Here is a 24,142-nt window from a genome sequence, read left to right on the forward strand (position 1 = left end):
AATTTTCTATAGCGAACCGATTGGCGTTTGTCTCGCTCTCGCAATCCTGATCTTGACAAATCAGCCTCAAAATGCGCTTGTCCGCGCAAATTCTTGGGGTTCCTGGGCTCGTCCCACGCCTTCCGGCAGCCAGCACATACATATCAGAGGCACATATCATGCACCGTTACCGCAGCCATACCTGCGCCGCCTTGCGTAAATCGGACGTTGGTTCGACCGCTCGTCTTTCCGGCTGGGTTCACCGCGTCCGCGACCATGGCGGTATTCTCTTCATCGACATCCGCGATCACTACGGTTTGACGCAGATCGTGGCCAGCCCGGATTCGCCGGCATTCCAGCTGGCAGAAACCGTGCGCAGTGAATGGGTCATCCGTGTGGACGGCGAAGTGAAGGCCCGCACCGACGACACCGTAAACGCCAACATGCCAACCGGCGAAATCGAAGTGTTTGCCCGTGACGTCGAGGTCCTTTCGACGGCCAAGGAATTGCCGTTACCGGTTTTCGGCGAACTCGAATATCCGGAAGACATTCGCCTCAAATACCGCTTTCTCGACCTGCGCCGCGACACGTTGCACAAGAACATCATGGCGCGTACCAGGATCATCGCCGCCATGCGCCGCCGCATGACCGATATCGGTTTCACGGAGTTTTCAACGCCGATCCTCACGGCTTCATCGCCGGAAGGCGCGCGCGACTTCCTGGTGCCGAGCCGTATCCATCCCGGCAAGTTCTATGCCCTGCCGCAGGCGCCGCAGCAGTACAAGCAGCTCATCATGATGTCCGGCTTCGACCGCTATTTCCAGATCGCGCCATGCTTCCGCGATGAGGACCCGCGCGCCGACCGCCTGCCTGGCGAGTTCTACCAGCTCGATATCGAGATGAGCTTCGTCGAACAGAATGACGTCCTCTCCACCATGGAACCCGTCCTGCGCGGCGTTTTCGAGGAGTTCGCGGATGGCAAGCGGGTGACGCAGGAGTTCCCGCGTATTGCCTATGACGATGCCATGCGCAAATACGGTTCTGACAAGCCGGACCTGCGCAACCCGATCGAGATGCAGTCCGTCACCGAGCATTTTGCCGGATCCGGCTTCAAGGTCTTCGCCAACATGATCGCCAACGACCCCAAAGTGGAAGTCTGGGCGATTCCGGCAAAGACCGGTGGATCGCGGGCGTTCTGTGACCGCATGAATTCCTGGGCACAGGGTGAGGGCCAGCCCGGCCTCGGCTATATCTTCTGGCGCAAGGAAGGCGAAACGCTCGAAGGAGCAGGCCCGATCGCCAAGAACATCGGACCCGAGCGCACGGAAGCGTTGCGCATCCAGCTGGGCCTCGATGATGGCGATGCCGCATTCTTCGTTGCCGGCGATCCCAAGAAGTTCGTGTCTTTTGCCGGCGCGGCCCGCACACGGGCTGGCGAAGAACTGAACCTTGTCGACCGCGATCAGTTCAAGCTGTGCTGGATCGTGGATTTCCCGTTCTTCGAATGGCTTGAAGACGAGAAGAAGATCGATTTCGCCCATAACCCGTTCTCCATGCCGCAGGGCGGAATGAACGCGCTGGAGAACCAGGATCCGTTGACGATCAAGGCTTTCCAGTACGACATGGTCTGCAACGGCTTCGAAATCGCCTCTGGCGGCATCCGAAACCATCTGCCCGAGACCATGGTGAAGGCCTTTGAGGCTGTCGGCCATTCGCGCGAAACCGTTGAGGAACGCTTTGGTGGCCTCTATCGCGCCTTCCAGTACGGTGCGCCGCCGCATGGCGGGATGGCTGCTGGTATCGACCGCATCGTGATGCTGCTGGTCGGCGCCAAGAACCTGCGCGAGATCACCATGTTCCCGATGAACCAGCAGGCATACGACCTGTTGATGAATGCACCGTCGGAAGTATCGCCTGCCCAGTTGCGCGATCTTCACATACGCCTGAATCCGGTGAAGAAAGAGGCTTAAGAACCTCTGCTAATTGACTCCAGAACAACAAAAAAAGCCCGGCATCGCTGCCGGGCTTTTTGATTTCGAGCGCATCACTGGTTCGCAACGACCGTCACGCCAAGCGTCTTGATCAGGGACTTCGGATCCGCCATGCCGCCGGCCGCAATGATGGCGAAGGGAACCGGCTTTGCGGGCGCCGCTTTGATCTCGATGGTCTTGGGATCGTCCAGATAGGTGCTTACCGCGGCACTGAGCGCTTGCGAAAATTCGGCATTGCCGAGTTGTGCCGCAGCCATCGGGATGATCATCTTGGCCTGGTTGATAAGGTCGTCACGCTTGGCACCCTGCTGCTTGGCGACGTAATCGAGCGCCTTGTATGTCAGTGACGCATCCTCGAAACGGATGGATGCTCCGGTGAAGCTCAACTGCTGCATCAGGCCAAGCATCGCCATGCCCTGTGCATCGTCGGGTTTGCCTTCCATGTCCTTGGTGGCTTCCTGCAAGCCCTTGATGAAGTCCAGCGTGTAGCCGGAGATATCGAGTTTCAGGCCGAGCGTACCGGCATTGTCGGCAACGAAGTCCATTTTGTCGAAGTTCAGGCGGCCATCGGAAACGTTCCAGGTCCCGCTCATGTCGATCTTGCCGGAAATGGTTTCATAGCCCAGAGCCTTGAGCGCATCCTTGGTCTTCGGATCCTGAACGTCGGAAAGGTCGGCCTTGAAACGCTCCACATTGGTTGTGAAGGCGACTGGGTTGGCTTCCGTAATCGGCGAAATGCTCGCCGTCAGATTATCGGCGGTGAGAACGTCCTTGCCTTTTGCATTGAAGTTAACGTGCTTCACTTCAGCCCGCTCATATTGCAGAATTTTGGCGAGCGGGTCGGTTGCACCTTCCGGGGGAAGGGTTATGCCCTGCAGGCTGATCCCATCGACGCTGATCTTGCTTGCTGGTTCGCCCTCGGGGCTGAAATCGATATCGGGCATCGTGAGCGCCCCGATGCGGAAACCGCCGCCGGAGACATCGCTGACGTCGCTCAGCGTGACGTCGCCGGCCGTGAAGGTTTCCTTGACTCCGGCGGTGGAGACCTTGGTGTCCTTCAGCACGACTGTTGAGCCGTTGGTTTCAACACTGCCATAATCAATCGTGCCACCCTGCTCGGCATAGATAGCCTTCAATCGTGCTGCGACGGCGTTGCCATCCACAGCGAAGGCCGAACCGGCAAAGACGACGACAAGGGCGGTGGTTGCAGCGAGAACGCGCGCACCGGATTTCAAAGAGTAAATTGGAAGCATGATTTGATCCTATTGCTTTAATTTTCGAGCCTATTGCGTGGGGCGCGGCGAAACTATGACAAGCGTCTGGCTGCGGGCAATAATTGCAACTTAGTCGGTAGAAAGTCAGATTTGAGATGGTAACGCAAGAGTCCACCGACCGGGCAACCGCAATGCCGGCAACTGCCTGTGATCTGGACGAATCATCGCTTGCCGGGGATTCGTCGAATTGATAACCCATTGACATGGGAAAAAGCCTGATTCCGCCTGACAATGGCGACGACGACAATGTAGAACCGGTTGATCTGAAGGCGGCGCTGGAAGAGCGCTATCTTGCCTATGCCCTTTCGACAATCATGCACCGTGCCTTGCCGGATGTACGCGATGGGTTGAAACCGGTCCATCGCCGCATCATGCATGCCATGCGGATTTTGCGTCTTTCGCCGGATCAGGCCTATGCGAAATGTGCGCGCATCGTGGGCGAGGTGATGGGCAAGTTCCATCCGCATGGCGACCAGTCGATCTATGACGCGCTGGTGCGGCTGTCGCAGGATTTTGCTGTACGTTATCCCGTCGTCGACGGGCAGGGCAATTTCGGCAATATCGATGGCGACAATCCCGCCGCCATGCGCTACACCGAAGCGCGCATGACCGATGTTGCCATGCTTTTGCTCGAAGGTATCACCGAGGATGCGGTCGATTTCCGTCCGACCTACAATGAGGAGGACGAGGAGCCGGTCGTTCTTCCCGGCGCATTTCCAAACCTTCTAGCCAATGGCTCGTCCGGCATCGCCGTCGGCATGGCGACATCGATTCCGCCGCACAATGTATCCGAGCTCTGCGCGGCAGCGCTGCATCTGATCAAGCATCCGGATGCTTCCGTCGAAGAACTCATGTCCCAGGCGGATGATGAAGACCCGCTGAAAACCCGGGTGCGTGGTCCGGATTTCCCGACCGGCGGGATTCTCGTCGAAAGCCCCGAGGCAATACTCGAGGCTTACAAGACCGGCCGTGGCGGCTTTCGTTTACGGGCACGCTGGCAGGTCGAGGACCAGGGGCGTGGTACCTGGATCATCGTCGTCACAGAAATTCCCTACCAGGTGCAGAAGTCGCGGCTGATCGAAAAAATCGCCGAGTTGCTGATCGCCAAGAAACTGCCTCTGCTTGATGATGTGCGCGATGAATCCACCGAGGACGTGCGTCTGGTGCTGGAGCCGAAGAGCCGCAGCGTCAATCCAGACATCCTTATGGAGTCCCTGTTCAAGCTGACCGAGCTCGAAACACGCTATCCGTTGAACATGAACGTGCTGTCCAACGGCAAGGTGCCGAATGTCCTGTCCTTGCGCGACGTTCTGAAGGAGTGGCTGGAGCATCGCAAGGATGTCCTCATTCGCCGTTCGCGCCACCGCCTGAGTGAAATCGAGCGCCGCCTCGAAATTCTCGGCGGCATGCTGATCGCCTACCTCAATATTGATGAGGTGATCCGCATCATCCGCGAGGAAGACGACCCGAAGCAGGAGATGATCCGCCGCTTCGAACTCACCGACGTTCAGGCTGAAGCCATTCTCAACATGAGATTGCGCTCATTGCGCAAGCTTGAGGAATTCGAGATCCGCAAGGAATTCGACGGGCTGACCGCTGAAAAGCACGAGATCGAACAGTTGCTCGGTTCCGAGTCCAAGCAGTGGCAGACCATCTCCTGGCAGATTTCGGAGATGCAGAAGAAATATGCGCCGGATACGCCGCTGGGCAAGCGCCGCACGACGCTCGCCGACGCGCCGCAACATGATCTGACCGATATCCATCACGCGATGATCGAGAAGGAGCCGGTTACGGTCGTCGTCTCGGAAAAGGGCTGGCTGCGGGCCATGAAGGGTCATTTGCCGGATTTCTCGACGCTTACCTTCAAGGAGGGCGACAAGCTGAAGCTGGCCTTCCATGCGGAGACGACGGATCGCATCCTCGTACTTACCACCGGCGGCAAGTTCTACACGATCGGCGCCAACAGCCTGCCCGGCGGGCGTGGTCATGGCGAGCCGATTCGCATCATCGTCGACATGGAGAACGACCAGGACATCGTGACCGCTTTCGTGCACAATCCTGAGCGCAAGCTGCTCCTGTCGTCCCATGTGGGCAACGGTTTCATCGTGCCGGAAGCCGAGATCATCGCCAACACCCGCAAGGGTAAGCAGGTGATGAACGTCAAGGCACCGGACGAGGCGCGTCATTGCATTCCCGTTACCGGGGACAGCGTCGCCATCATTGGTGAAAATCGGAAGATGCTTGTGTTCCCGCTCACCGAGGTCGCCGAACTCGGCCGTGGCAAGGGCGTTCGCCTGCAGCGGTACAAGGATGGCGGGGTCTCGGACATTCGTATCTTTACGATGGAGCAGGGCCTGACGTGGCAGGATGGTTCCGGCCGCAGCTTCAGCCGCGGAAAACTCGAACTGCTGGAATGGGTCGGGCCCCGAGCCTCAGCAGGGCGGATGGTTCCAAAAGGCTTCCCGCGGTCTGGCAAGTTTTCGTAAATCCGAACCTGGTAATGTCAGTAGTGAAACGAGAATGATCATTCTCGTATTGACCCCATTTGCCGCGTGCTGTAAATGAGAGAGAACGTTCTCTCTTTTTTGGTATCCCATGGTTGATGACGTCCTGCCAAAGCAGGCAACGAATATAGCCGATGATGACGCAAGCGATGCGTCGCATTGTTTCGTTGCAAAGCTGTTCGGAAAGCGCGCCCGCAATCGCGAAGCGCAGGAGGAGCGCATCCTCAATGCGGCAATGACGTGCTTCATCCGCTCAGGATTTCGCGGTGCCTCCATGAACGAGATTTGCTCCGAAGCGGGAATGAGCCCTGGCGCGCTCTACCGCTATTTTCCTTCGAAGGAAGCGATCATCGAGAAGATATCCGCTGCTCACCGCCAGCAAAGCGCCGAGATACTGGATCGCATGTCCGAATCCGACAACATTGTTGATGCTGTCACCCGGGTTGGTGTCGACCATGTGCGCAAAATGTCGTTGAACGCGACCGGCCCGGGGCCGCGAGACTCCAGTGCCCGACTTTTCGTCGAAGTGCGCGCCGAGGCAATGCGCAACGAAGGCGTGGCTGCCATCTGCGAACTGCACGAAGGCCTGATGCGCGACACACTGCTTGCGGCATTTTCAGCGGCCAAGGAACGCGGCGAGATCGATCCCGTTACGGACCTGGAGCTTCTGGTCGCCACACTTGCCGCCATGGGTGAGGGGATCATCATGCGCAACTTCCCTTCGCAAGGCGTGCCGGTGGAGGCCCTGGAACCGGTGTTTCGTGCGCTGGCCGAAGCCATGTTGCGTCCGACAAAGACCATAGCACACAAATAATCAGCTCTTACCTTGGGTATTTCAATGAGCCAGAACAGCAAACAGATCTTGGTCTCCCTGGCTCTCGCCTTGGGCCTTGCTACCTCCGTGACCGTTGACGGCTTCGCCGAAGAGAAGGCGGCTGAGACCCACGACATCAAGGCTCCGGTCATCAACGTCGTTCCTGCAAGCCAGAACGAGATGGTCGCAACGCTGACCGTGACAGGAACGATTGTGCCCCGTCAGGAGGTGGCTGTTGGCACCGACGTGGCGGGTTTGCTGGTTCTCGAGCTCAATGCGGATCAGGGCGACGTGGTCAGGGAAGGCGACATTCTCGCCCGCCTCGACAGATCATCGCTGGAGATTCAGCTTGCCCAGATCGAGGCTCAGCGCGCCCAGGCTGAAGCCTCGATCGCCCAGTCGGAAGCGCAGATTGTTGATGCCGAGATCGCCGTCCGCCAGGCGCTGGAAGCACTCGGACGGGCGCGTGCCCTGTCTGCCAAGGGCATCAATTCCAAGATGGAACTCGACAACGCCACCAATGCCCATGACAGTGCCAATGCGCGGCTGAACACGGCGAGGCAGGCTCTGGCTGCTACCAGGTCGCAACTGCAACTCGTGGCTGCCCAAAAACGCGATGTGCAGTTGCGCCTCGAGAAGGCTGACGTGAGGGCTCCGGCAAGCGGGGTGGTGTTGAGCCGCAATGCGTTGCTCGGCGGCATCGTATCGTTCAACGCCGGCCCTCTTTTCCGCATTGCGCGCGACCAGGAATTTGAGCTGGCTGCTAACATCCCGGAGGCTGATCTGCCGCGTCTGAAGGAAAACATGCCCGTTGCCGTACGCGTCGCTGGCATGGAGGATCCGGTTACCGGCCGGGTTCGTTTGATATCCCCCGAGATTACCGCAAGCTCGCGTCTCGGTTCGGTAAAGATCGCGCTCGACAGGAATCCCTCCATCCGTCCCGGTAACTTTGCCCGTGCGGTTATCGAACTGGCGCGCCGCGACAGTATCAGCGTTCCGCTGTCTGCCGTCGTCTACCACGGCAAGTCTGCATTGGTGCAGGTGGTCGAGGACGGTGTTGTCGAAAGTCGCAAGATCGACCTCGGCATTCGCAATGACCGGGCCGTCGAGGTGCTGCAGGGCTTGAACGAGGGCGAGGATGTCGTTGCCCGGGCCGGAACCTTTGTCGCCAATGGCGACCGCGTTACCGCCGTTCGTGTAGCCAATGAAGCGACGGGGGCGGTCAAATGAACTGGAACATCTCCGCCTGGTCGATCCGCAATCCGGTCCCGTCGATCCTTCTGTTCGTCGTGTTGACCGTGCTTGGTCTCATGGCATTCGCCAAACTGCCGATTACGCGGTTCCCCAATATCGACGTGCCGCTGATTTCAGTATCGATCACCGATCCTGGCGTTGCGCCAACCGAACTTGAAACGCAGATCGCCAAGCGGGTCGAGGACTCGGTTGCCAATATCACCGGCGTCAAGAATGTCACCAGCAATCTGACCGAAGGCAATTCGACAACGCTGGTCGAGTTTCGTCTCGAGGTCGACACGCAAAAGGCACTCGATGACGTCAAGGACGCCGTGTCCCGTATCCGTGACGATCTTCCGGCGACGATCAAGGAACCGATCATCAATTCGGTCGATGTCGAAGGTTCGTCGATCCTGACCTATGGGGTGTCCGCGCCGGCCATGACATCCGAGGAATTATCCTGGTTTGTCGATGACAAGATTATCCGCGACATTCAGGGGCTCAAGGGAGTTGGCCGGGTCGAACGCTACGGTGGCGTCACGCGCGAAATCCGCGTAGCGCTTGACCCGGATCGCCTGACAGCCCTCGGCGTGACGGCAGCAGACGTCAACCGTGCGCTGAAGTCCATGAATGCCGATCTTACCGGGGGTCGTGGTGATCTTGGCAGCACCCAGCAGACTATCCGCACGCTTGGCGCGTCCCGAACGCTCGACGACCTGCGGGCGGTGGAAATTCCGATTGCCGGCGGACGCTCCGTTCGCCTCGATGCGCTCGGAACAATCAACGATTCCTACGAAGAGCCGAAGTCCTTTGCACGCGTCAACAATGAGACAGTCGTATCGCTCGCCGTGTTCCGTGCCAAAGGGGCAAGCGATACGGATGTTTTTGCGCTGGTTCAGGCCCGCATGGACCAGCTGCAGCAGAAATATCCCGATGCCCGCTTCAGCATCATCGATAACTCGGTGAACTACACCTACGGCAATTACGAGTCGGCGATGAGTTCGCTGGTGGAAGGGGCGTTGCTGTCGATCGTCGTGGTCCTGCTGTTTCTCCGCAATATCCGCGCGACGCTGATAGCGGCCATTGCATTGCCACTGTCGGCTATTCCGACCTTCTGGGCCATCGATCTGATGGGATTTTCGCTCAATCTGGTGAGCCTGCTCGGCATCACTCTTGTGACGGGCATCCTTGTGGACGATGCGATAGTCGAGATCGAAAACATCGTCCGGCACATGCGTTCCGGCAAATCGCCTTATCGCGCCTCGCTGGAAGCGGCTGACGAGATTGGTCTTGCGGTTATCGCGATATCCGTCACGATCATGGCGGTCTTTGCACCCGTCAGCTTCATGAGCGGTATTGCCGGGCAATATTTCAAGCAGTTCGGTCTTACGGTTGCGATTGCGGTCTTCTTCTCGCTGCTGGTCGCGCGTCTGATTACACCGATGATGACGGCCTATCTGTTGCGCGACCGCAAGAGCCTGCATCACGGTGAGCAGGAGGCGGGCTGGATCCGCGCCTACACGCGATTCCTTGCAGTTACCCTGCGCTATCGCTGGCTGACATTGGTCAGCGGTATCGCGATTTTTGCGGTGGCCATCTGGGCAATGGGATTCCTCCCATCCGGCTTCGTCCCCGCGCAGGATGAGTCGCGTGTGGCCGTCAGCCTTGAGCTTCCGCCCGGCGCACCCATTGATGAAACCCTGCGGGTCACGGATCAGGCAGCTTCGCTTGTGCGCCAGATTCCCGAGGTGGAACAGACCTATGTTACCGGCGGTGCTTCGCCGACGGGGTCGCTCGACACCCGGCGTGCGACAATGATCGTCAAGCTCAGCCACAAGAGCGAGCGCGACCGCACGCAAAAGCAGATCGAAGTCGATATCTTTAACAAATTCTCAGAAGTACCTGATCTGCGTGGAAATTTCGTCAATGATCGCGGCGAGCGTGAATTTGCCGTGGGTGTGATTGGCAGCGACGGCGAGAAGGTGAGCGAGGAGGCGCGCCAGCTGCAGAGCGCCATGACCGCAACGGGTAGTTTCCAGGCGGTGTCCTCGACGGCTGCGCTTGACCGTCCGGAAATCATTGTCACGCCACGCATGGACAAATTGGCGGAACTGGGCATTTCGACGTCCGCTCTTTCCGACACCCTGCGCGTCGCGACATTGGGCGATCTTGATCCGAACCTGGCCAAATACACGGTCGGCGACAGGCAGATCCCCATCCGGGTCCAGTTGACCGAAGAATCGCGCCGCGACCTGTCGATACTCAGCACGTTGACGGTGACGGCGCCCTCCGGCGTCGTTATTCCGCTGGAATCAATTGCCGATATCAGTTTCGGGCAAGGCCCGTCATCGATCGAACGTTTCAACCGCGAACGTCGTGTTGTGGTCGGCGCCAATATGGCCGGAGGCAAGGAAATCGGCGAAGGGCTTGAGATCGTCAAGAATTTGCCGCAGGCGAAGTCGATGCCGGAAGGCGTCCGCATTCAGGAAACGGGCGACGCAGAAGTGATGGGCGAAGTGTTTACCGGCTTCCGCGATGCCATGATCATGGGGTTGATGCTGGTCTTCGTCGTGCTCATCCTGCTGTTCGGCAGTATCTTCCATGCCTTCACAATTCTGATGTCGCTGCCATTATCGATTGCCGGCGTTGCGGTCGCTCTTCTCTTGACCAACAATTCCGTTTCGATGGCCGTCGTTATCGGCATCCTGATGCTCATGGGCATCGTCACGAAGAACGCCATCATGCTTGTCGATTTCGCGGTCGAGGAAGCGAAACATGGCGTGGCACGCAACGAAGCCATCATCGATGCGGGCCGCAAGCGAATCCGACCAATCGTCATGACCACCATCGCCATGTCGGCAGGTATGTTGCCTGCTGCAATGGCTTTTGGCGATGGCGGCGAGTTCCGCGCGCCGATGGCGATCGCCGTTATCGGTGGCCTCCTGGTTTCGACGGTGCTCTCTCTGGTTTTCGTCCCGTCGTTCTATACGATCATGGATGACGTCAGCCACTGGATGGGCCGCGCGTTCCACTGGTCCTTCGGGCCGAACAAGCCGGATGAGCATGACGCGTCGCCAAAAGGCACCCATGCCGTTGCTTTGAGATCACCGGATGCGATCATCGCCGAGGCGGCGGAGTGAGTTGAACCCTGTCCTGCGGAATAACTACCGTGCGAGGAGGAAATCAGCTTTCCGGTTCGCCCACCTCCCTCACGGTGAGGTGGGCGAACCGTGTAAAAGGAAGTGGGGTACCAACGCCGCACGGCTCCGGCTCACACCGGATGGCGCAGGGCCTTCATCCTTGCCAGTCTGCGAGCATGGTACATCTGCCAAAGCGAATGGCAGACAAGAGCAGTGATTATGATCATGCCGCCAGCAAGGGTCGGATCGCTGGGTCGTTCCGAGAAGATCATCCAGACCCAGATCGGCGTCAGCACGGTTTCCAGCAAATAGAACATCGCCACTTCGGGACCGGAAATAAATTTGGGACCGGTCGCGAGGCACAGGAAGGCGAGGGTGGTTACCACCGCGCCATTGAAAATGATCCAGCCAGGTACCTCCACCATATAGCCGTTCTGCGATACCATGAAGGCCGCAACCAGCATGGGCAGTGCCGTGCCAAGGATTGCGGCAAAGCCCATGTCCTGGCCCGAGGCGCGGCTGACCGTAATCGCGGTTGAAAGAATGAAGGTGGACAGAAGCGCCACCAGGTCGCCGAAGACATGGCCGGATGCGAGCCCTTCGCGCACGATGATTCCGACGCCGATGAGCATGAAGAACATGGCGATGAACGTCACGGTCTTTGGCCGCTCCTTCAAGAACACCCATGAAAGCAGGGCGGAGAAGACCGTGTTGAACGCCAGTATGAAAACGAGATTGGCAGTCTTGGTGTTATAGACCGCGATCATGAAGGTGATGGAAGTCAGGCCGTAGAGCGCAGCCACGACAAGGCCAGCCCGGCCAGGAACGATCGTCCGCATTCGCCCTGTTGCAAGACTCCAGACCGCCCATATGATCAGGGCGGCGACGAAGGTTGTAACGCTGCGCAAGAACAGGGTCGACCAGGTTTCCCCGTGCCCCAGCCTGAGCAGGGGAATATCGGCGGTCAGCACGAGGCCACCAATCCCGGTGATGAGCAAGCCCTTGCGATGGTCGAGTTCAAGCTGTGACATGTGGCGTTTTCCGAATTATTGTGATTTGCCGCATGCCAGGGCAGTTTTGGGCAGGCTATGTTAGTACTTAGTCTTGGCGCTCCCAGCCCTTGGGACCCAGATGTTCCTGAGGTCTGTACCGGATCTTGTATTGCATCTTGCGTGAACCTTCGACCCAGTAACCGAGATAAACATGGGGCAGACCGGCTGCGGCTGCGCGCTGAATGTGATCCAGGATCATGAATGTGCCAAGTGAGCGGCTGGCGTGCTCCGGATTGAAGAAGGAGTAGACCATGGACAGGCCGTCCCCCATCGTATCCGTCAACGCTACCGCAATTAGTTCCCCTTCGCCCTTCTTGGTGATGAAGGAATCGGGTCCGCGCCGGCGGTATTCGATGATCTGGGTCGGCACATGCGTATCCTCGACCATCATAGCATAATCGAGCACAGTCATTTCCGACATGCCGCCCTTGTTGTGACGGGCATCGAGATAGTGGCGGAAAAGCGAATACTGTTCCGTCGAAGGTTCGGCCTGGTGGATATTGCCGATCAGATCACGATTGCGGTTCCAGACCCGGCGCATGGATTTGTCCTGCCTGAACTCGCCGGCCAGAATGCGCACCGAGACGCAGGCGCGGCAGTTTTCGCAGGCAGGGCGATAAGCAATGTTTTGCGAACGCCGGAAGCCGCCCTGAGTCAGAAGGTCGTTGAGTTCGCTGGCACGTCCGCCAACCAGATGCGTAAATACCTTGCGCTCGAGCTGACCCTCCAGATAGGGACAGGGCGAGGGGGCTGTCAGGAAGAACTGAGGTGACTGCTGCGGTTGGTGCGTCATTCAAGGTCCCGGGACGGTCGGCAATGCCTATAGAATCGTACGACCGCCGAAAACGTCAATTCAATTATATTGTATTCAGCTGTGAATGTCTGCGATGAGATTATCGCAGGGAAGGGCCCGTGCAGCGCGTACCGTTCCACGTATGGCTGGGTGCTTCGGGCCGACCGTTCATCGATGCGCCCCAGCGCCCCTGAAATTCCTGATAATCATCGGAAAAATGCAGGTCGAGTGTACCGGTGCCGTACTTGTCGGCCCAAACCAGTGTACGCGATGTACCACTGCCGTCCTTCTCCGTCAGCGTACCGGCGACGCGGCCGTCGGGCTCGTTGAGCTCATAGGCTCCGGCAATCCGCCCATCCCTGTCGATGTTCAAGAGCGTCTCGACATCCTGGTAGTCGCCGCTGGAAATCATCTCGCCGCAAAATCGGCCGGCGGGAGAAGCAGCCAAGCCATCATTGGTACCAAAGCCAAAGGAAACAATCGCCATCAGGGCGAGCCCGAAAACACGCAAATTCATCATAATCAAAGCCAAAATGAAGAAGAGCCCCGGTCTGGGGCTCTTGAGATTAGTCGTATGCCCGGACCACTACCGTGCCGAGCAGGAGGTCATGCACAGTGCGCTTGCGATCAAGAAACAGGGTTGCCAGCAGAATAAGCGGTGTGAGCACAACGTTCAGACCCCAGAACAGGACCGTATGAACGACGGCAAGCAGCCCGTCGACCTTTTGTCCATTGAGGCGTTCAAGCCGCAAGCCCATCATCTGCATTCCCTTGGTCGCCTGACGGGCTCCGCCCATTGTCGTGGCAACATAGCCAAGAGCGACTGCGGGAAACATGATGCCGTACAGCGTCCATCCAAGACCCAGCGTAGCGACGCCAAGAATCGCGATCAGCACCGCGACGGGAATGCATAGAACAAATACGATCACATAATCGATCAGGAACGCAAAGATGCGGCTCGTCCGCACGCCCTGATACAATCGCCAATCGTCAAGGCGGTTGGTGATGATTTCGCCATCAAGGGTCTTCGCGTTCATTTCGTTTCCTGTTTCAAGAGACGGACACATTGCCGTTGCGCTGAAATTGGGAATTCGAGAACGTTAATTCAAGAAGCAATCAGATGCCGGCTTTCAATCGCTCCGCCACAACCGGTGCGAAATAGGTCAGTATGCCGTCGCAACCGGCTCGCTTGAAAGCCAGCAGCGTCTCCATCATGACCCGCTCCTCGTCGATCCAGCCATTCGCACCCGCGGCCTTGATCATCGTATATTCGCCGGAGACCTGGTAGGCGAAGGTTGGCACCGCGAAGGTGTCCTTGAGCCTGCGGATGATGTCGAGGTAGGGCAGTCCGGGTTTGACCATCAGGGAATCGGCGCCTTCGGCCAGATCCTGTTCGGCCTCGCGCACGGCCTCGTCCGTGTTCGCCGGGTCGATGTAGTAGGTCTTCTTGTCGCCTTTCAGCCGGCCCGATGTGCCGATTGCTTCGCGATAGGGGCCATAGAACGCCGAAGCAAACTTGGTCGCATAGGCCATGATCGCGACATCCTGGAAACCGTTCTGGTCGAGCGCATCGCGAATGGCGCCGATGCGTCCGTCCATCATGTCCGATGGGGCAATGATGTCTGCCCCGGCGGCCGCCTGCAGCACAGCGCCCCTGGTGATCTGCTCCACGGTTTCATCATTGACGATGACGCCGTTCCGCAAAATGCCGTCATGACCGTGGCTGGTGAACGGATCAAGCGCGACATCGGTGATCAGGCCGATTTCCGGCACCGCTGCCTTGATGGCGCGTGTTGCGCGATTAATGAGATTGTCAGGATCCAGAATACCCGAGCCCGCATCGTCGCGCAGGTCCGGGTCGATATTCGCGAAGGTCGCAATGGCGGGAATACCGAGTTTCGCGGCGCGCTCTGCCTCACGCGCGGCCATGTCGACGGAAAACCGTTGAACGCCCGGCATGGCGCTGATGTCCTCTCGCCGGTTAACCCCCTCGCACAGGAAGATCGGCCAGATCAGATCGTTCACCGTCAGTTGATTTTCCTGAACCAAACGTCGCGACCAGTCGGCCTTGCGCATGCGCCGCAAGCGGCGGCCTTGGGTGATTTCGTCTACCGTTCTTGGAGAGTGATCCTGAAACGCGGGGTGTTTGTTCATGATTGCTGCCTTGTCTGCGAGATACAGACGTTCTTGCTGTTGTTTGGAATGGTTTTAACATCGAACAGCCATCGGACCAAGATGCTCGTCTGTCCTGTGATCCATTGACGCGGTGCGTCCGAGTTTCCTAACCTCCCGCATGCAAGCGTGGAGGGGACGTATGAAAATCGATTTTGGCGGAGAGGGCGAAATCGTCTTCGAGAGGCGGGGCAAGGCGGGTCTTGTCCGCTTGACGCGGCCGAAGGCCCTGAATGCATTGACCCGCACCATGGTGTCGGCGTTCTATCGTGCACTCGTTGCCTGGTCGACAGACCCTGACGTTCATTGTGTGATCGTCGAAGGCGAGGGCCGCGCCTTCTGTGCCGGTGGCGACATCCTGGCAGTTTATCATGCGGGCCGCGCCGGCAAGCCTCTCTATGAGTTCTTTTCCGAGGAGTATCGGCTTAACGCCTATATCAGACACTTCCCCAAGCCATACGTCTCGCTGATAGATGGCATCTGCATGGGCGGCGGCGTCGGCATATCGGTGCATGGTTCGCACCGTGTCGTCACGGAAGATGTCATGTTCGCCATGCCGGAGGTTGGCATCGGCTTTTTTCCCGATGTCGGGGGCAGCGCATTCCTGCCGCACCTGCCGGAGCATTTCGGCATATACCTCGCACTTACCGGCAACCGCATCAGGCAGGGAGATTGCCTGCAAAGCGGAATCGCCACGCACGCGATCAAGGCCGAAGACAAGGAACGGGTACGGCGAAGCCTGATCAGGACCGGCGATCCTGAGAAGGCTTTGCGGGGCAAAACCATCAATCCCGATTATGAAACACCAGAAAAGACCCGCGACATGATAGGGGTTCTGTTCGATTCGAAAACACTCGGCGGCTGCCTCATTCGCCTTGCCGCGGCTGGTGTGAACGGAAACGAATGGGCGCAGCAGATTCTCGATCTCATCAAGACCCGCTCACCGACCAGCCTGCATGTGACGTTCAAGCAGATCGAAGAAGGGCGTGACCTCGAAATGGATCAATGCATGCAATTGGAATACCGGATCCTGTCACGCATGCTTGAGAATCACGATTTTTATGAAGGCGTGCGTGCGCTTCTTGTGGACAAGGACAACGAGCCAGCCTGGCAGCCCGCGAATGTTGATGACGTGACGCCCGAGATGGTGGATGGCTATTTTGCCCCTCTGGGCGAGCGGGAACTGCAATTGACATGAGCGACAGACCTACGCAACTGCCATTCGATCCGACAATGGCCCAAATGGGCTTCGTCTGGTTCCTGCGGCTTGTCTCGATCTACTGTCTCGTGGCCGGTGTCGGTTACTGGGCGCAACTGAGCGGATATTATGAAGGGCTGCTCTGGCGCTTCGATCTGATGCCCTGGCAGTGGAAGGTGGCGACCGTGTCACTGGCCATGCTCTATCCCGTGGCTTCGACCGGACTCTGGATGATGGTTTCGTGGGGGCCGGTGATCTGGTTTGTCGCTGCCGCCGGCGAAACACTAATGTTCACGGTTTTCTCGCACTACTTTTTCTACCGGCCGCAGATCGCGATCGTGCATGGCTGCGTGGCGCTCCTTTACATTGCCTTCCGCATCGTTCTGTTCCTGCAAAAGCGCCATCAGGCGAAGCCGATGCGATAGCGCGAAATGCCCCCGGGTAAGTCTTCATTAAGACTGAAATTGATTCATTCGTGGTAAGGTACTGTTAAGTCTGTGTTTTAATTCGAATTTTATGCGCATTCGATAGTGTTGCCTCAACGGTGAGAAAAATACACCGAAACAACAGTGAGGCAGGTATTATGAACAACACACAGAGAAAGTCTGGTGCGAGCCAGCATTCTACACCAAGTGATACAGCATTGCGTACTCTATATCTTGAAGCACTTCAGTTGGTCGAACGGTTACATCGTCGTCTGCTTGATGTTGTCAAAGATGAATTCGACCGCAATGGCCGTAGCGACATCAACGCGATCCAGGCATTGCTGCTTTTCAACATCGGCAATGCCGAACTCACGGCCGGCGAATTGCGCAGCCGCGGCTACTATCTGGGTTCGAACGTTTCCTACAATCTGAAGAAACTGGTTGAACTCGGCTTCATCTCCCACGAGCGGTCGCGCACCGACCGGCGTTCGGTTCGGGTAAGCCTGACCGAAAAGGGAACGGAAGTCGCGGAACTGGTCGCAGGGCTCTACGAGCGCCATGTTGCTTCCATTGAACATGTCGGCGGTATCAAGGCCGAAGAGTTCCAGTCCATGAACAAGGCCCTCCAGCGCCTTGACCGCTTCTGGAATGACTCCATCGCTTACCGGATGTAAGCGCTGGAGCAGTTCAAACAAAAGCCCGGCTTCGCGCGCTGCGAAGGCGGGCTTTGTCTCGCTCGGCCCAGGCGAAACGTGGTTGTGCTGGAGGCAACCATCAGCAAGCAGTCATCAATCCGCCATAATGGCGTGGAAATGCGGCAACGGATATTTCATGTTCAGTGCAGCACCAGGAACAGCTCGGTGAGGGCTGATCGGCGTCGGACCATCACAGTCGCTCGATCAGATTGAAAGTTGCTGTTTGTTAAGGGTGTTCCTGATAATTTTGGCAACCATAATCGCCAATCTGCCTTGCAGAGGGCTATGGCTGAAGAACTTCCAAGGGTTGAACAAGATATGAAGAAATTCGGATCATCAGCAATCGATCGCCGCGCTTTCATTCGGGGCGTCGCAACAGCCAGTTTCGCTGCCGCGACCTCGACGGCATTTGCGCAGCAGTCCGATATCGGTGATATTCTCGCCGCTCCCAAGCGCGGCAACTGGGACGACCAGTTCGATGCCCGCTCCACCAGCAAGGGCAAGGTTGCAAGCTTTCAGCCCATCGCTAGTCCCGAGACCGTCTCCTTCATTGAAGGCGCAATCAACACCTACAGCCAGATTGTCGCCAATGGCGGCTGGCCAACGGTTCCCGCAACCGTCAAATTGCAGCTTGGAGTTGTCGACCCCGCCGTTGCCGCCATGCGTCGGCGCCTGATGATCGCCGGAGACCTTTCCGAAAGTGCCGGCCTGTCGAATTCGTTCGATACCTATGTCGATGCCGCGGTAAAGCGCTTCCAGGCTCGTCATGGCCTCCCTGCCGACGGTGTCATGGGCGAGTTCTCGCTTGCCGCAATGAACGTGTCGGCAGATGTTCGCCTCGGCCAGTTGCAGACGAACCTCGAGCGTGTTCGCGCGCTTTCCTTGACCGATCAGGGGCCGCGTTACGTCATGGTCAACATTCCTGCCGCACAGATCGAGGCAGTGGAAGGCGGACGCGTTGTCCAGCGCCACACCGCCATCGTCGGCAAGATTGACCGCCAGACCCCGATCCTCGATTCAAACATCCAGGAAGTGATCCTCAATCCCTACTGGACCGCGCCGAAGTCGATCATCCAGAAAGACATCATCCCGCTGATGCGCAAGGATCCGACGTACCTTTCGCGCAACAAGATCCGCCTGTTCGACGAGCGTACCCGCGAAGAAATCGCTCCGGAAACCGTCGACTGGAATACTGACGACGCGGTCAAGCTGATGTTCCGGCAGGACCCGGGCAAGATCAACGCCATGTCGTCGACCAAGATCAACTTCCCCAACCCCTATGCGGTCTACATGCACGATACTCCGCAGCAGGGCGTGTTCAACAAGCTGATGCGCTTTGAATCGTCGGGCTGCGTGCGCATTCAGAATGTGCGCGACCTGAATGTCTGGCTCCTGCGCGACACGCCGGGTTGGGACCGCCAGACGATGGAGGCAACCATCAAGACCGGTGTCAACACGCCGATACAGGTCACAAACCCCGTACCGCTGCACTTCGTTTACGTGACTGCGTGGTCCACCGGTGACGGCGTTGTCCATCTGCGCGATGACATTTACGAGCGTGATGGCCAGGCCGCCCTGTCGATTGGCACGAACACCTGACCGCTTTTATTGGGCAACAGGACTGACAAGGACCGCCTCCGGGCGGTCTTTTCGTATTTGATATCCGGAAGGCGGTTTCCGACCATTGCTTTTCGCGTACCGGCCATTGGCCTTGCCGGTTTAAGTATGATAATGCGCCGCAATCACCTATAGATTACCCACCGGCAAATGAGGGTCCAGACACCATGTCGAATGCAAGCGCTTCTGTTGCAGATTCCTTTTTCAACGCATCACTTGAAGAGATCGATCCGGATATCTTCGGCGCGATCCGCAAGGAGTTGGGTCGCCAGCGTCATGAAATCGAGCTGATCGCATCGGAAAACATTGTGTCGCGAGCCGTGCTTGAGGCGCAAGGTTCGATCATGACCAACAAATATGCCGAAGGTTATCCCGGCAAGCGCTACTACGGCGGCTGCCAGTTCGTCGATATTGCCGAAGAATTGGCCATCGAGCGTGCCAAGCAGCTCTTCGGTTGCGAATTTGCCAATGTTCAACCGAATTCCGGCAGCCAGATGAACCAGGCCGTGTTCCTCGCGCTGTTGCAGCCGGGCGATACGTTCATGGGCCTTGATCTGAATTCCGGCGGGCACCTCACTCATGGATCGCCGGTCAATATGTCCGGCAAATGGTTCAACGTGGTTTCCTATGGCGTCCGTGAGGATGATCACCTCCTCGACATGAACGAAATCGAGCGGCAGGCCCATCAGCACAAGCCAAAGCTTATCCTGGCCGGTGGCACCGCCTATTCGCGGGTTTGGGACTGGCAGCGCTTCCGCCAGATCGCCGACGCTGTTGGCGCCTACCTGATGGTCGACATGGCGCATATTGCGGGCCTCGTTGCTGCCGGTGTGCATCCATCGCCGCTTCCCCATGCACATGTCGTCACCACGACCACGCACAAGTCGCTGCGCGGTCCGCGCGGCGGCATGATTCTTTGCAATGATCCGGAAATAGCCAAGAAGATGAATTCGGCCGTCTTCCCCGGCTTGCAGGGTGGACCTCTGATGCATGTCATTGCGGCAAAGGCGGTTGCCTTTGGCGAGGCATTGAAGCCGGAATTCAAGACCTACGGCAAGAATGTTGCGGACAATGCCAAGACTCTGGCCGAAGCCTTGAAGAAGAACGGGCTCGATATCGTATCCGGCGGTACCGACAACCATCTGATGCTGGTTGACCTTCGCCCCAAGAACGCAACCGGCAAGCGTGCAGAGGCCGCGCTCGGCCGGGCAAACATCACCTGCAACAAGAACGGCATTCCTTTCGATCCTGAAAAGCCGTTCGTGACCTCCGGTGTTCGCCTTGGGACGCCGGCCGGCACGACACGCGGCTTTGGCGCGGCAGAGTTTACCGAGATAGGCAACCTGATTTCGGAAGTTCTCGACGGCCTGAAGGTCGCAAATTCCGATGAAGGCAATGCGGCGGTCGAGAGGGCCGTACAGCAGAAGGTCATTGATCTTACGGAACGCTTCCCGCTCTATCCCTATCTTGGATAGTATCCGGCTAATAATCTGATGGCTTGAGGTTATCTCAGGCGGAGGAGATTGCGATGGATCGAATGGTCCATTATCAATCGTCTCCGCCTGAGCGCTTTTATATCGTCGAAAAACACACTATCTTCACCCAAATTGCGTTTGGAAAGCTGTTCAATGCGTTGTCCCTACTGCCAGTCCGAAGACACTCAGGTGAAAGATTCCCGTCCCGCCGAGGATGGAGCGGTCATTCGGAGGCGGCGCGTCTGTCCGGACTGTGGCGGACGCTTCACAACTTTCGAGCGCGTGCAGTTGCGCGATCTGCTGGTGGTCAAGAAAAGCGGCCGCAAGGTAGCATTCGATCGCGACAAGCTAATGCGTTCCGTTGAAATCGCCTTGCGCAAACGCCAGGTCGATCCGGAAAGGGTAGAGCGTGCCGTCTCGGGCATTGTCCGCCAATTGGAAAGCTCCGGCGAACCCGAGGTATCATCCGATGAAATCGGCAGGCTGGTCATGGATGCCTTGAAGGGTATCGATGACATTGCCTATATCCGCTTTGCCTCCGTCTACCGCAACTTCCGTGAAGCCAAGGATTTTCACGACGTCATCGACGAGATTACGTCCGGCGACGTCTCGTCCGATCCTACCGAGAACCCGTAAGACCGATGGCGGGGGCGGGGCAAGGCGCGCTTGATCGGCGCTTCATGGCGGCGGCTATCCGGCTGTCGCGCCAGCATCAGGGCTTGACCGGAACCAATCCTTCCGTTGCCACGCTCATTGTCAAAGACGGCGTGATCGTCGGGCGGGGCGTTACGGCAATCGGGGGGCGCCCGCATGCCGAGACGCAAGCGCTGCTCGAAGCCGGCGAAAGGGCAAGAGGGGCGACGGCCTATGTAACGCTCGAGCCCTGCGCCCATCATGGCCGGACGCCGCCTTGTGCGGATGCACTTGTTGTGGCCGGGATTACCCGCGTCGTTGCCGCTGCCCATGACCCCGACGATCGTGTGGCCGGTAAGGGTTATGCCATCCTGCGTGCCGGCGGTATCGACCTGGAGACCAATGTTCTCGGCTCCGAGGCCGCCGACAATCTTGCGGGCTATTTGATTCGCTCTGCTAAGAAACGGCCGGAAGTGACTCTGAAACTTGCACTTTCCAGCGATGGTTATATCGGTAGGGAAGGCGAAGGGCAGGTTTCGATCACCGGATCTGCATCCCGTTCGCAGGTTCATATGATGCGCGCCGAATCGGACGCCATCCTGGTCGGCGTCGGAACCGTACTTGCTGATGATCCGCTACTGACATGCCGCCTGCCGGGGCTTGAGGACCGCTCGCCAATCCGCGTCGTCCTTGATAGCCGTCTCCGCCTGCCGCTCGACAGCGCCTTGGTCAAAAGCGCAAGCACCGTTCCCGTCTGGATTGCCGCAAGCGCCGCCGCTGAGCCGGCAAGGCGACACGCCCTGGTGGCAGCCGGCTGCCGAATCCTGGCGACGGAGACCGATTGCGGCGCGACGGCACTGCCGGAGTTGCTGGACGACCTGGCAGCACAGGGCATATCCACCGTGATGGTGGAAGGCGGCGCCAAGGTTGCAGGTTCGTTTTTAAACGAAGATTTGATTGATCGTATCGCGCTTTTCCAGGGTTCCGTTGCAATTGGTAGTAGAGGCGGGGTTGCGGCGCCTGAGTTGCACTCCCATATCGCGCGTGGATTTCAATTGCGGCGCGAATATCGGTTCGGTGATGACCGGTATAACGAATTTGTCAGAGTTCTTTAGGGAAACACGATGTTTACAGGAATTGTCACGGATATCGGCAGAGTTGGACAGGTAAGGCCGCTTAACGAAGGTGTCATGCTCCGCGTTGAAACCGGATACGATCCGGAAACGATCGAGATCGGCGCATCCATCTCCTGTTCGGGTGTCTGCCTGACCGTCACGACCCTTCCCGAAAAGGGATCGAACGCCCGATGGTTCGAGGTCGAGGCATGGGAAGAAGCATTGCGCCTGACAACGATTGCAGGCTGGAAGACCGGAACGCGCATCAACCTGGAGCGCTCATTGAAGCTCGGCGACGAGATGGGTGGCCACCTTGTCTCGGGTCACATCGATGCAATGGCAGAGATCGTCAAGCGGGAGGACGAGGGCGATGCCGTTCGATTCACCTTGCGCGTGCCCCAGCACCTTGCGCGGTTCATTGCGCAAAAGGGCTCCGTGGCTTTGGATGGTACGTCCTTGACCGTCAACAGTGTCAAAGGCAATGAATTCGATGTGCTGCTCATTCGCCATTCGCTTGAGGTGACGACCTGGGGCGACCGTAAATCCGGTGACAAGGTGAATATCGAAATCGATCAGATGGCAAGATACGCTGCGCGGCTTGCAGAATATCCGAAATCGGCCTAGGACCAGAACAGCGGCGGCGACGCCAGACCATTCCCTCGGAGCTATCATGTCAAAAAACAAGGCGCAGGCGCCACATCTGCTGATCGTGGAAGCACGATTCTATGACGATCTGGCTGACGCCCTCCTGAATGGCGCCAAGATGGCGCTCGATGAGGCCAACGCCACCTATGATGTCGTTACGGTCCCCGGAGCCTTGGAAGTTCCTGCCGTCATTTCCTTTGCACTTGATGCTGCAGGCGATGGCAGAAAGGAATATGATGGCTATGTGGCGCTCGGTACCGTCATTCGCGGCGAAACCTATCATTTCGATATCGTGGCCAATGAATCTTGCCGTGCCCTCATGGATCTTGCGGTTAACGAAAGCATTGCGATCGGAAACGGCATCCTGACAGTCGAGAATGATGACCAGGCATGGGCGCGGGCGCGTCGCGAGGAAGGGGACAAGGGTGGCTTTGCGGCACGGGCTGCGCTGACCATGATTGCCCTCAAGGAAAAACTTGGAGCCTGAACGAATGCCTTCCGCCAAAGATGAGCAAAACCCAGTTGTGAAAACCGCCAACAAGCGTGGCGTCGCTCGTCTGGCCGCTGTGCAGGCCCTTTATCAGATGGACGTCGCCGGTACCGGTGTGCTCGAGGTCGTCGCCGAATATGAAGCGCATCGCCTGGGCAAGGAGGTCGACGGCACGCAATATCTGGACGCCGACCCGCAGTGGTTTCGCGGTATTGTTTCCGGGGTTGTGGCCGACCAGACATCCCTTGATCCAATGATCCGCCAGGCATTGATGGAAGACTGGCCATTGTCGCGGCTCGATTCGACGCTGCGCGCTATTCTGCGGGCCGGAATCTGGGAATTGAAGGATCGCGTCGACGTTCCGACTGCCGTCATTGTTTCCGAGTACGTCGATATCGCCAAGGCATTCTACACCGATGAGGAGCCCAAGATTGTCAATGCGGTCCTGGACCGGTTGGCATTCGAAATTCGCGGCGAGAGCAAGGGCAAGGGCCCAAGGCGCTAATCAATCTACTGTCAACTGTCCCGCGGCTTGCGTCGCGCATTGCGGTCGATGATGTAGAAGCCAATCAGTCCAAAGAGCAGAGCGCTGACCGGTGCAATGAAGAAAGAAAGCATCTGCAGCGTTGCCATGGTCTAATCCTTGTTAGGAACGTGCTCGCCAAATAATGTAGTGTGAATGCTACGAGAACACAAACCGCACTAACAAATGAAAGAAACTGTGTCGGTCCGATCGGCCCATTGAGACTCGATATAAGTGGAGCAGATCCGCCGACCGCAAATATCGCAATGCCCAATCCATTCAAGAACGTGGCAAACAATCTAATGCGCTCATTGTAGATCAGATTCACATCGCCCCCCTTCCCAACGGATCAGTATGATTGTGCACGATTTTCT

Annotated in this window: 21 protein-coding genes; 15 read left to right on the forward strand and 6 right to left on the reverse strand. The window is 57.8% G+C overall.

The window, feature by feature from the left end; translation table 11 throughout:
- Positions 1 to 158 precede the first annotated feature (158 nt).
- Complete coding sequence (gene aspS / locus K9U38_RS10735; protein ID WP_224494312.1) at positions 159 to 1,949, forward strand: aspartate--tRNA ligase; 1,791 nt, start codon at positions 159 to 161, stop codon at positions 1,947 to 1,949.
- A gap of 74 nt (positions 1,950 to 2,023) precedes the next feature.
- Here the strand turns inward: aspS and K9U38_RS10740 are convergent, their stop codons facing one another.
- The gene (locus tag K9U38_RS10740) at positions 2,024 to 3,223 is read right to left on the reverse strand and encodes an aq_1923 C-terminal domain (RefSeq protein ID WP_224494313.1); all 1,200 of its coding nucleotides are present in this window, start codon (positions 3,221 to 3,223) and stop codon (positions 2,024 to 2,026) included.
- A 224-nt stretch (positions 3,224 to 3,447) separates the two neighbouring features.
- On the opposite strand from K9U38_RS10740, the gene parC reads away from it, so the two are divergent.
- The 4 genes from parC (at position 3,448) to K9U38_RS10760 (ending at position 10,935) form a co-directional block, all read left to right on the forward strand.
- Positions 3,448 to 5,730: a DNA topoisomerase IV subunit A gene (gene parC, locus K9U38_RS10745; RefSeq protein WP_224494314.1), complete on the forward strand. Its 2,283-nt coding sequence runs from the start codon at positions 3,448 to 3,450 to the stop codon at positions 5,728 to 5,730.
- A 109-nt stretch (positions 5,731 to 5,839) separates the two neighbouring features.
- Positions 5,840 to 6,562: a TetR/AcrR family transcriptional regulator gene (locus K9U38_RS10750; protein ID WP_224494315.1), complete on the forward strand. Its 723-nt coding sequence runs from the start codon at positions 5,840 to 5,842 to the stop codon at positions 6,560 to 6,562.
- Between the two features lie 24 nt (positions 6,563 to 6,586).
- Positions 6,587 to 7,792 (forward strand): efflux RND transporter periplasmic adaptor subunit, encoded by a 1,206-nt coding sequence (locus tag K9U38_RS10755; protein ID WP_224494316.1) that lies wholly within the window; start codon positions 6,587 to 6,589, stop codon positions 7,790 to 7,792.
- Complete coding sequence (locus K9U38_RS10760; protein ID WP_224494317.1) at positions 7,789 to 10,935, forward strand: efflux RND transporter permease subunit; 3,147 nt, start codon at positions 7,789 to 7,791, stop codon at positions 10,933 to 10,935. Before K9U38_RS10755 ends, K9U38_RS10760 begins: the two co-directional genes overlap by 4 nt.
- Positions 10,936 to 11,066: 131 nt before the next feature.
- Here K9U38_RS10760 and K9U38_RS10765 read toward each other — a convergent pair whose 3' ends face one another.
- The 5 genes from K9U38_RS10765 to hemB form a co-directional block, all read right to left on the reverse strand.
- Positions 11,067 to 11,966: a DMT family transporter gene (locus tag K9U38_RS10765; RefSeq protein ID WP_224494318.1), complete on the reverse strand. Its 900-nt coding sequence runs from the start codon at positions 11,964 to 11,966 to the stop codon at positions 11,067 to 11,069.
- 67 nt (positions 11,967 to 12,033) lie between these two features.
- Positions 12,034 to 12,780, reverse strand: a complete 747-nt coding sequence (locus tag K9U38_RS10770; protein WP_224494319.1) for an arginyltransferase — start codon at positions 12,778 to 12,780, stop codon at positions 12,034 to 12,036.
- A gap of 100 nt (positions 12,781 to 12,880) precedes the next feature.
- Entirely contained in the window at positions 12,881 to 13,297 is a 417-nt protein-coding gene (locus K9U38_RS10775) for a hypothetical protein (protein ID WP_224494320.1), read from the reverse strand.
- Positions 13,298 to 13,346: 49 nt separating this feature from the next.
- Positions 13,347 to 13,817 carry an RDD family protein gene (locus tag K9U38_RS10780; RefSeq protein WP_224494321.1) on the reverse strand — a complete coding sequence of 157 codons (471 nt, stop codon included), beginning with the start codon at positions 13,815 to 13,817 and terminating at the stop codon, positions 13,347 to 13,349.
- A 79-nt stretch (positions 13,818 to 13,896) separates the two neighbouring features.
- Positions 13,897 to 14,934 carry a porphobilinogen synthase gene (hemB, locus tag K9U38_RS10785; protein WP_224494322.1) on the reverse strand — a complete coding sequence of 346 codons (1,038 nt, stop codon included), beginning with the start codon at positions 14,932 to 14,934 and terminating at the stop codon, positions 13,897 to 13,899.
- Between the two features lie 160 nt (positions 14,935 to 15,094).
- On the opposite strand from hemB, the gene K9U38_RS10790 reads away from it, so the two are divergent.
- The 10 genes from K9U38_RS10790 to nusB all read left to right on the forward strand — a co-directional run bounded on the left by K9U38_RS10790 (position 15,095) and on the right by nusB (position 23,750).
- Entirely contained in the window at positions 15,095 to 16,150 is a 1,056-nt protein-coding gene (locus tag K9U38_RS10790) for an enoyl-CoA hydratase/isomerase family protein (protein WP_224494323.1), read from the forward strand.
- Positions 16,147 to 16,575: a DUF6163 family protein gene (locus K9U38_RS10795; RefSeq protein WP_224494324.1), complete on the forward strand. Its 429-nt coding sequence runs from the start codon at positions 16,147 to 16,149 to the stop codon at positions 16,573 to 16,575. The genes K9U38_RS10790 and K9U38_RS10795 overlap by 4 nt, the downstream gene beginning before the upstream one ends.
- 158 nt (positions 16,576 to 16,733) lie before the next feature.
- The gene (gene ldtR / locus K9U38_RS10800; RefSeq protein ID WP_106712126.1) at positions 16,734 to 17,249 is read left to right on the forward strand and encodes a transcriptional regulator LdtR; all 516 of its coding nucleotides are present in this window, start codon (positions 16,734 to 16,736) and stop codon (positions 17,247 to 17,249) included.
- Positions 17,250 to 17,588: 339 nt separating this feature from the next.
- Entirely contained in the window at positions 17,589 to 18,869 is a 1,281-nt protein-coding gene (locus tag K9U38_RS10805; RefSeq protein WP_224494325.1) for a L,D-transpeptidase family protein, read from the forward strand.
- Positions 18,870 to 19,054: 185 nt separating this feature from the next.
- Entirely contained in the window at positions 19,055 to 20,362 is a 1,308-nt protein-coding gene (gene glyA / locus K9U38_RS10810) for a serine hydroxymethyltransferase (RefSeq protein WP_224494326.1), read from the forward strand.
- Between the two features lie 153 nt (positions 20,363 to 20,515).
- Positions 20,516 to 20,998 (forward strand): transcriptional regulator NrdR, encoded by a 483-nt coding sequence (gene nrdR / locus K9U38_RS10815; protein WP_224494327.1) that lies wholly within the window; start codon positions 20,516 to 20,518, stop codon positions 20,996 to 20,998.
- Between the two features lie 5 nt (positions 20,999 to 21,003).
- Positions 21,004 to 22,110, forward strand: coding sequence for a bifunctional diaminohydroxyphosphoribosylaminopyrimidine deaminase/5-amino-6-(5-phosphoribosylamino)uracil reductase RibD (gene ribD, locus K9U38_RS10820; RefSeq protein WP_224494328.1), 1,107 nt, complete (start codon positions 21,004 to 21,006; stop codon positions 22,108 to 22,110).
- Positions 22,111 to 22,119: 9 nt separating this feature from the next.
- Positions 22,120 to 22,734, forward strand: coding sequence for a riboflavin synthase (locus K9U38_RS10825; protein WP_224494329.1), 615 nt, complete (start codon positions 22,120 to 22,122; stop codon positions 22,732 to 22,734).
- A 46-nt stretch (positions 22,735 to 22,780) separates the two neighbouring features.
- Positions 22,781 to 23,242, forward strand: a complete 462-nt coding sequence (locus tag K9U38_RS10830; protein WP_224494330.1) for a 6,7-dimethyl-8-ribityllumazine synthase — start codon at positions 22,781 to 22,783, stop codon at positions 23,240 to 23,242.
- 4 nt (positions 23,243 to 23,246) lie between these two features.
- Positions 23,247 to 23,750, forward strand: coding sequence for a transcription antitermination factor NusB (nusB, locus tag K9U38_RS10835; protein ID WP_224494331.1), 504 nt, complete (start codon positions 23,247 to 23,249; stop codon positions 23,748 to 23,750).
- Positions 23,751 to 24,142 lie beyond the last annotated feature (392 nt).

Source organism: Phyllobacterium lublinensis (assembly GCF_020164435.1).
GTDB lineage: Bacteria > Pseudomonadota > Alphaproteobacteria > Rhizobiales > Rhizobiaceae > Phyllobacterium > Phyllobacterium lublinensis.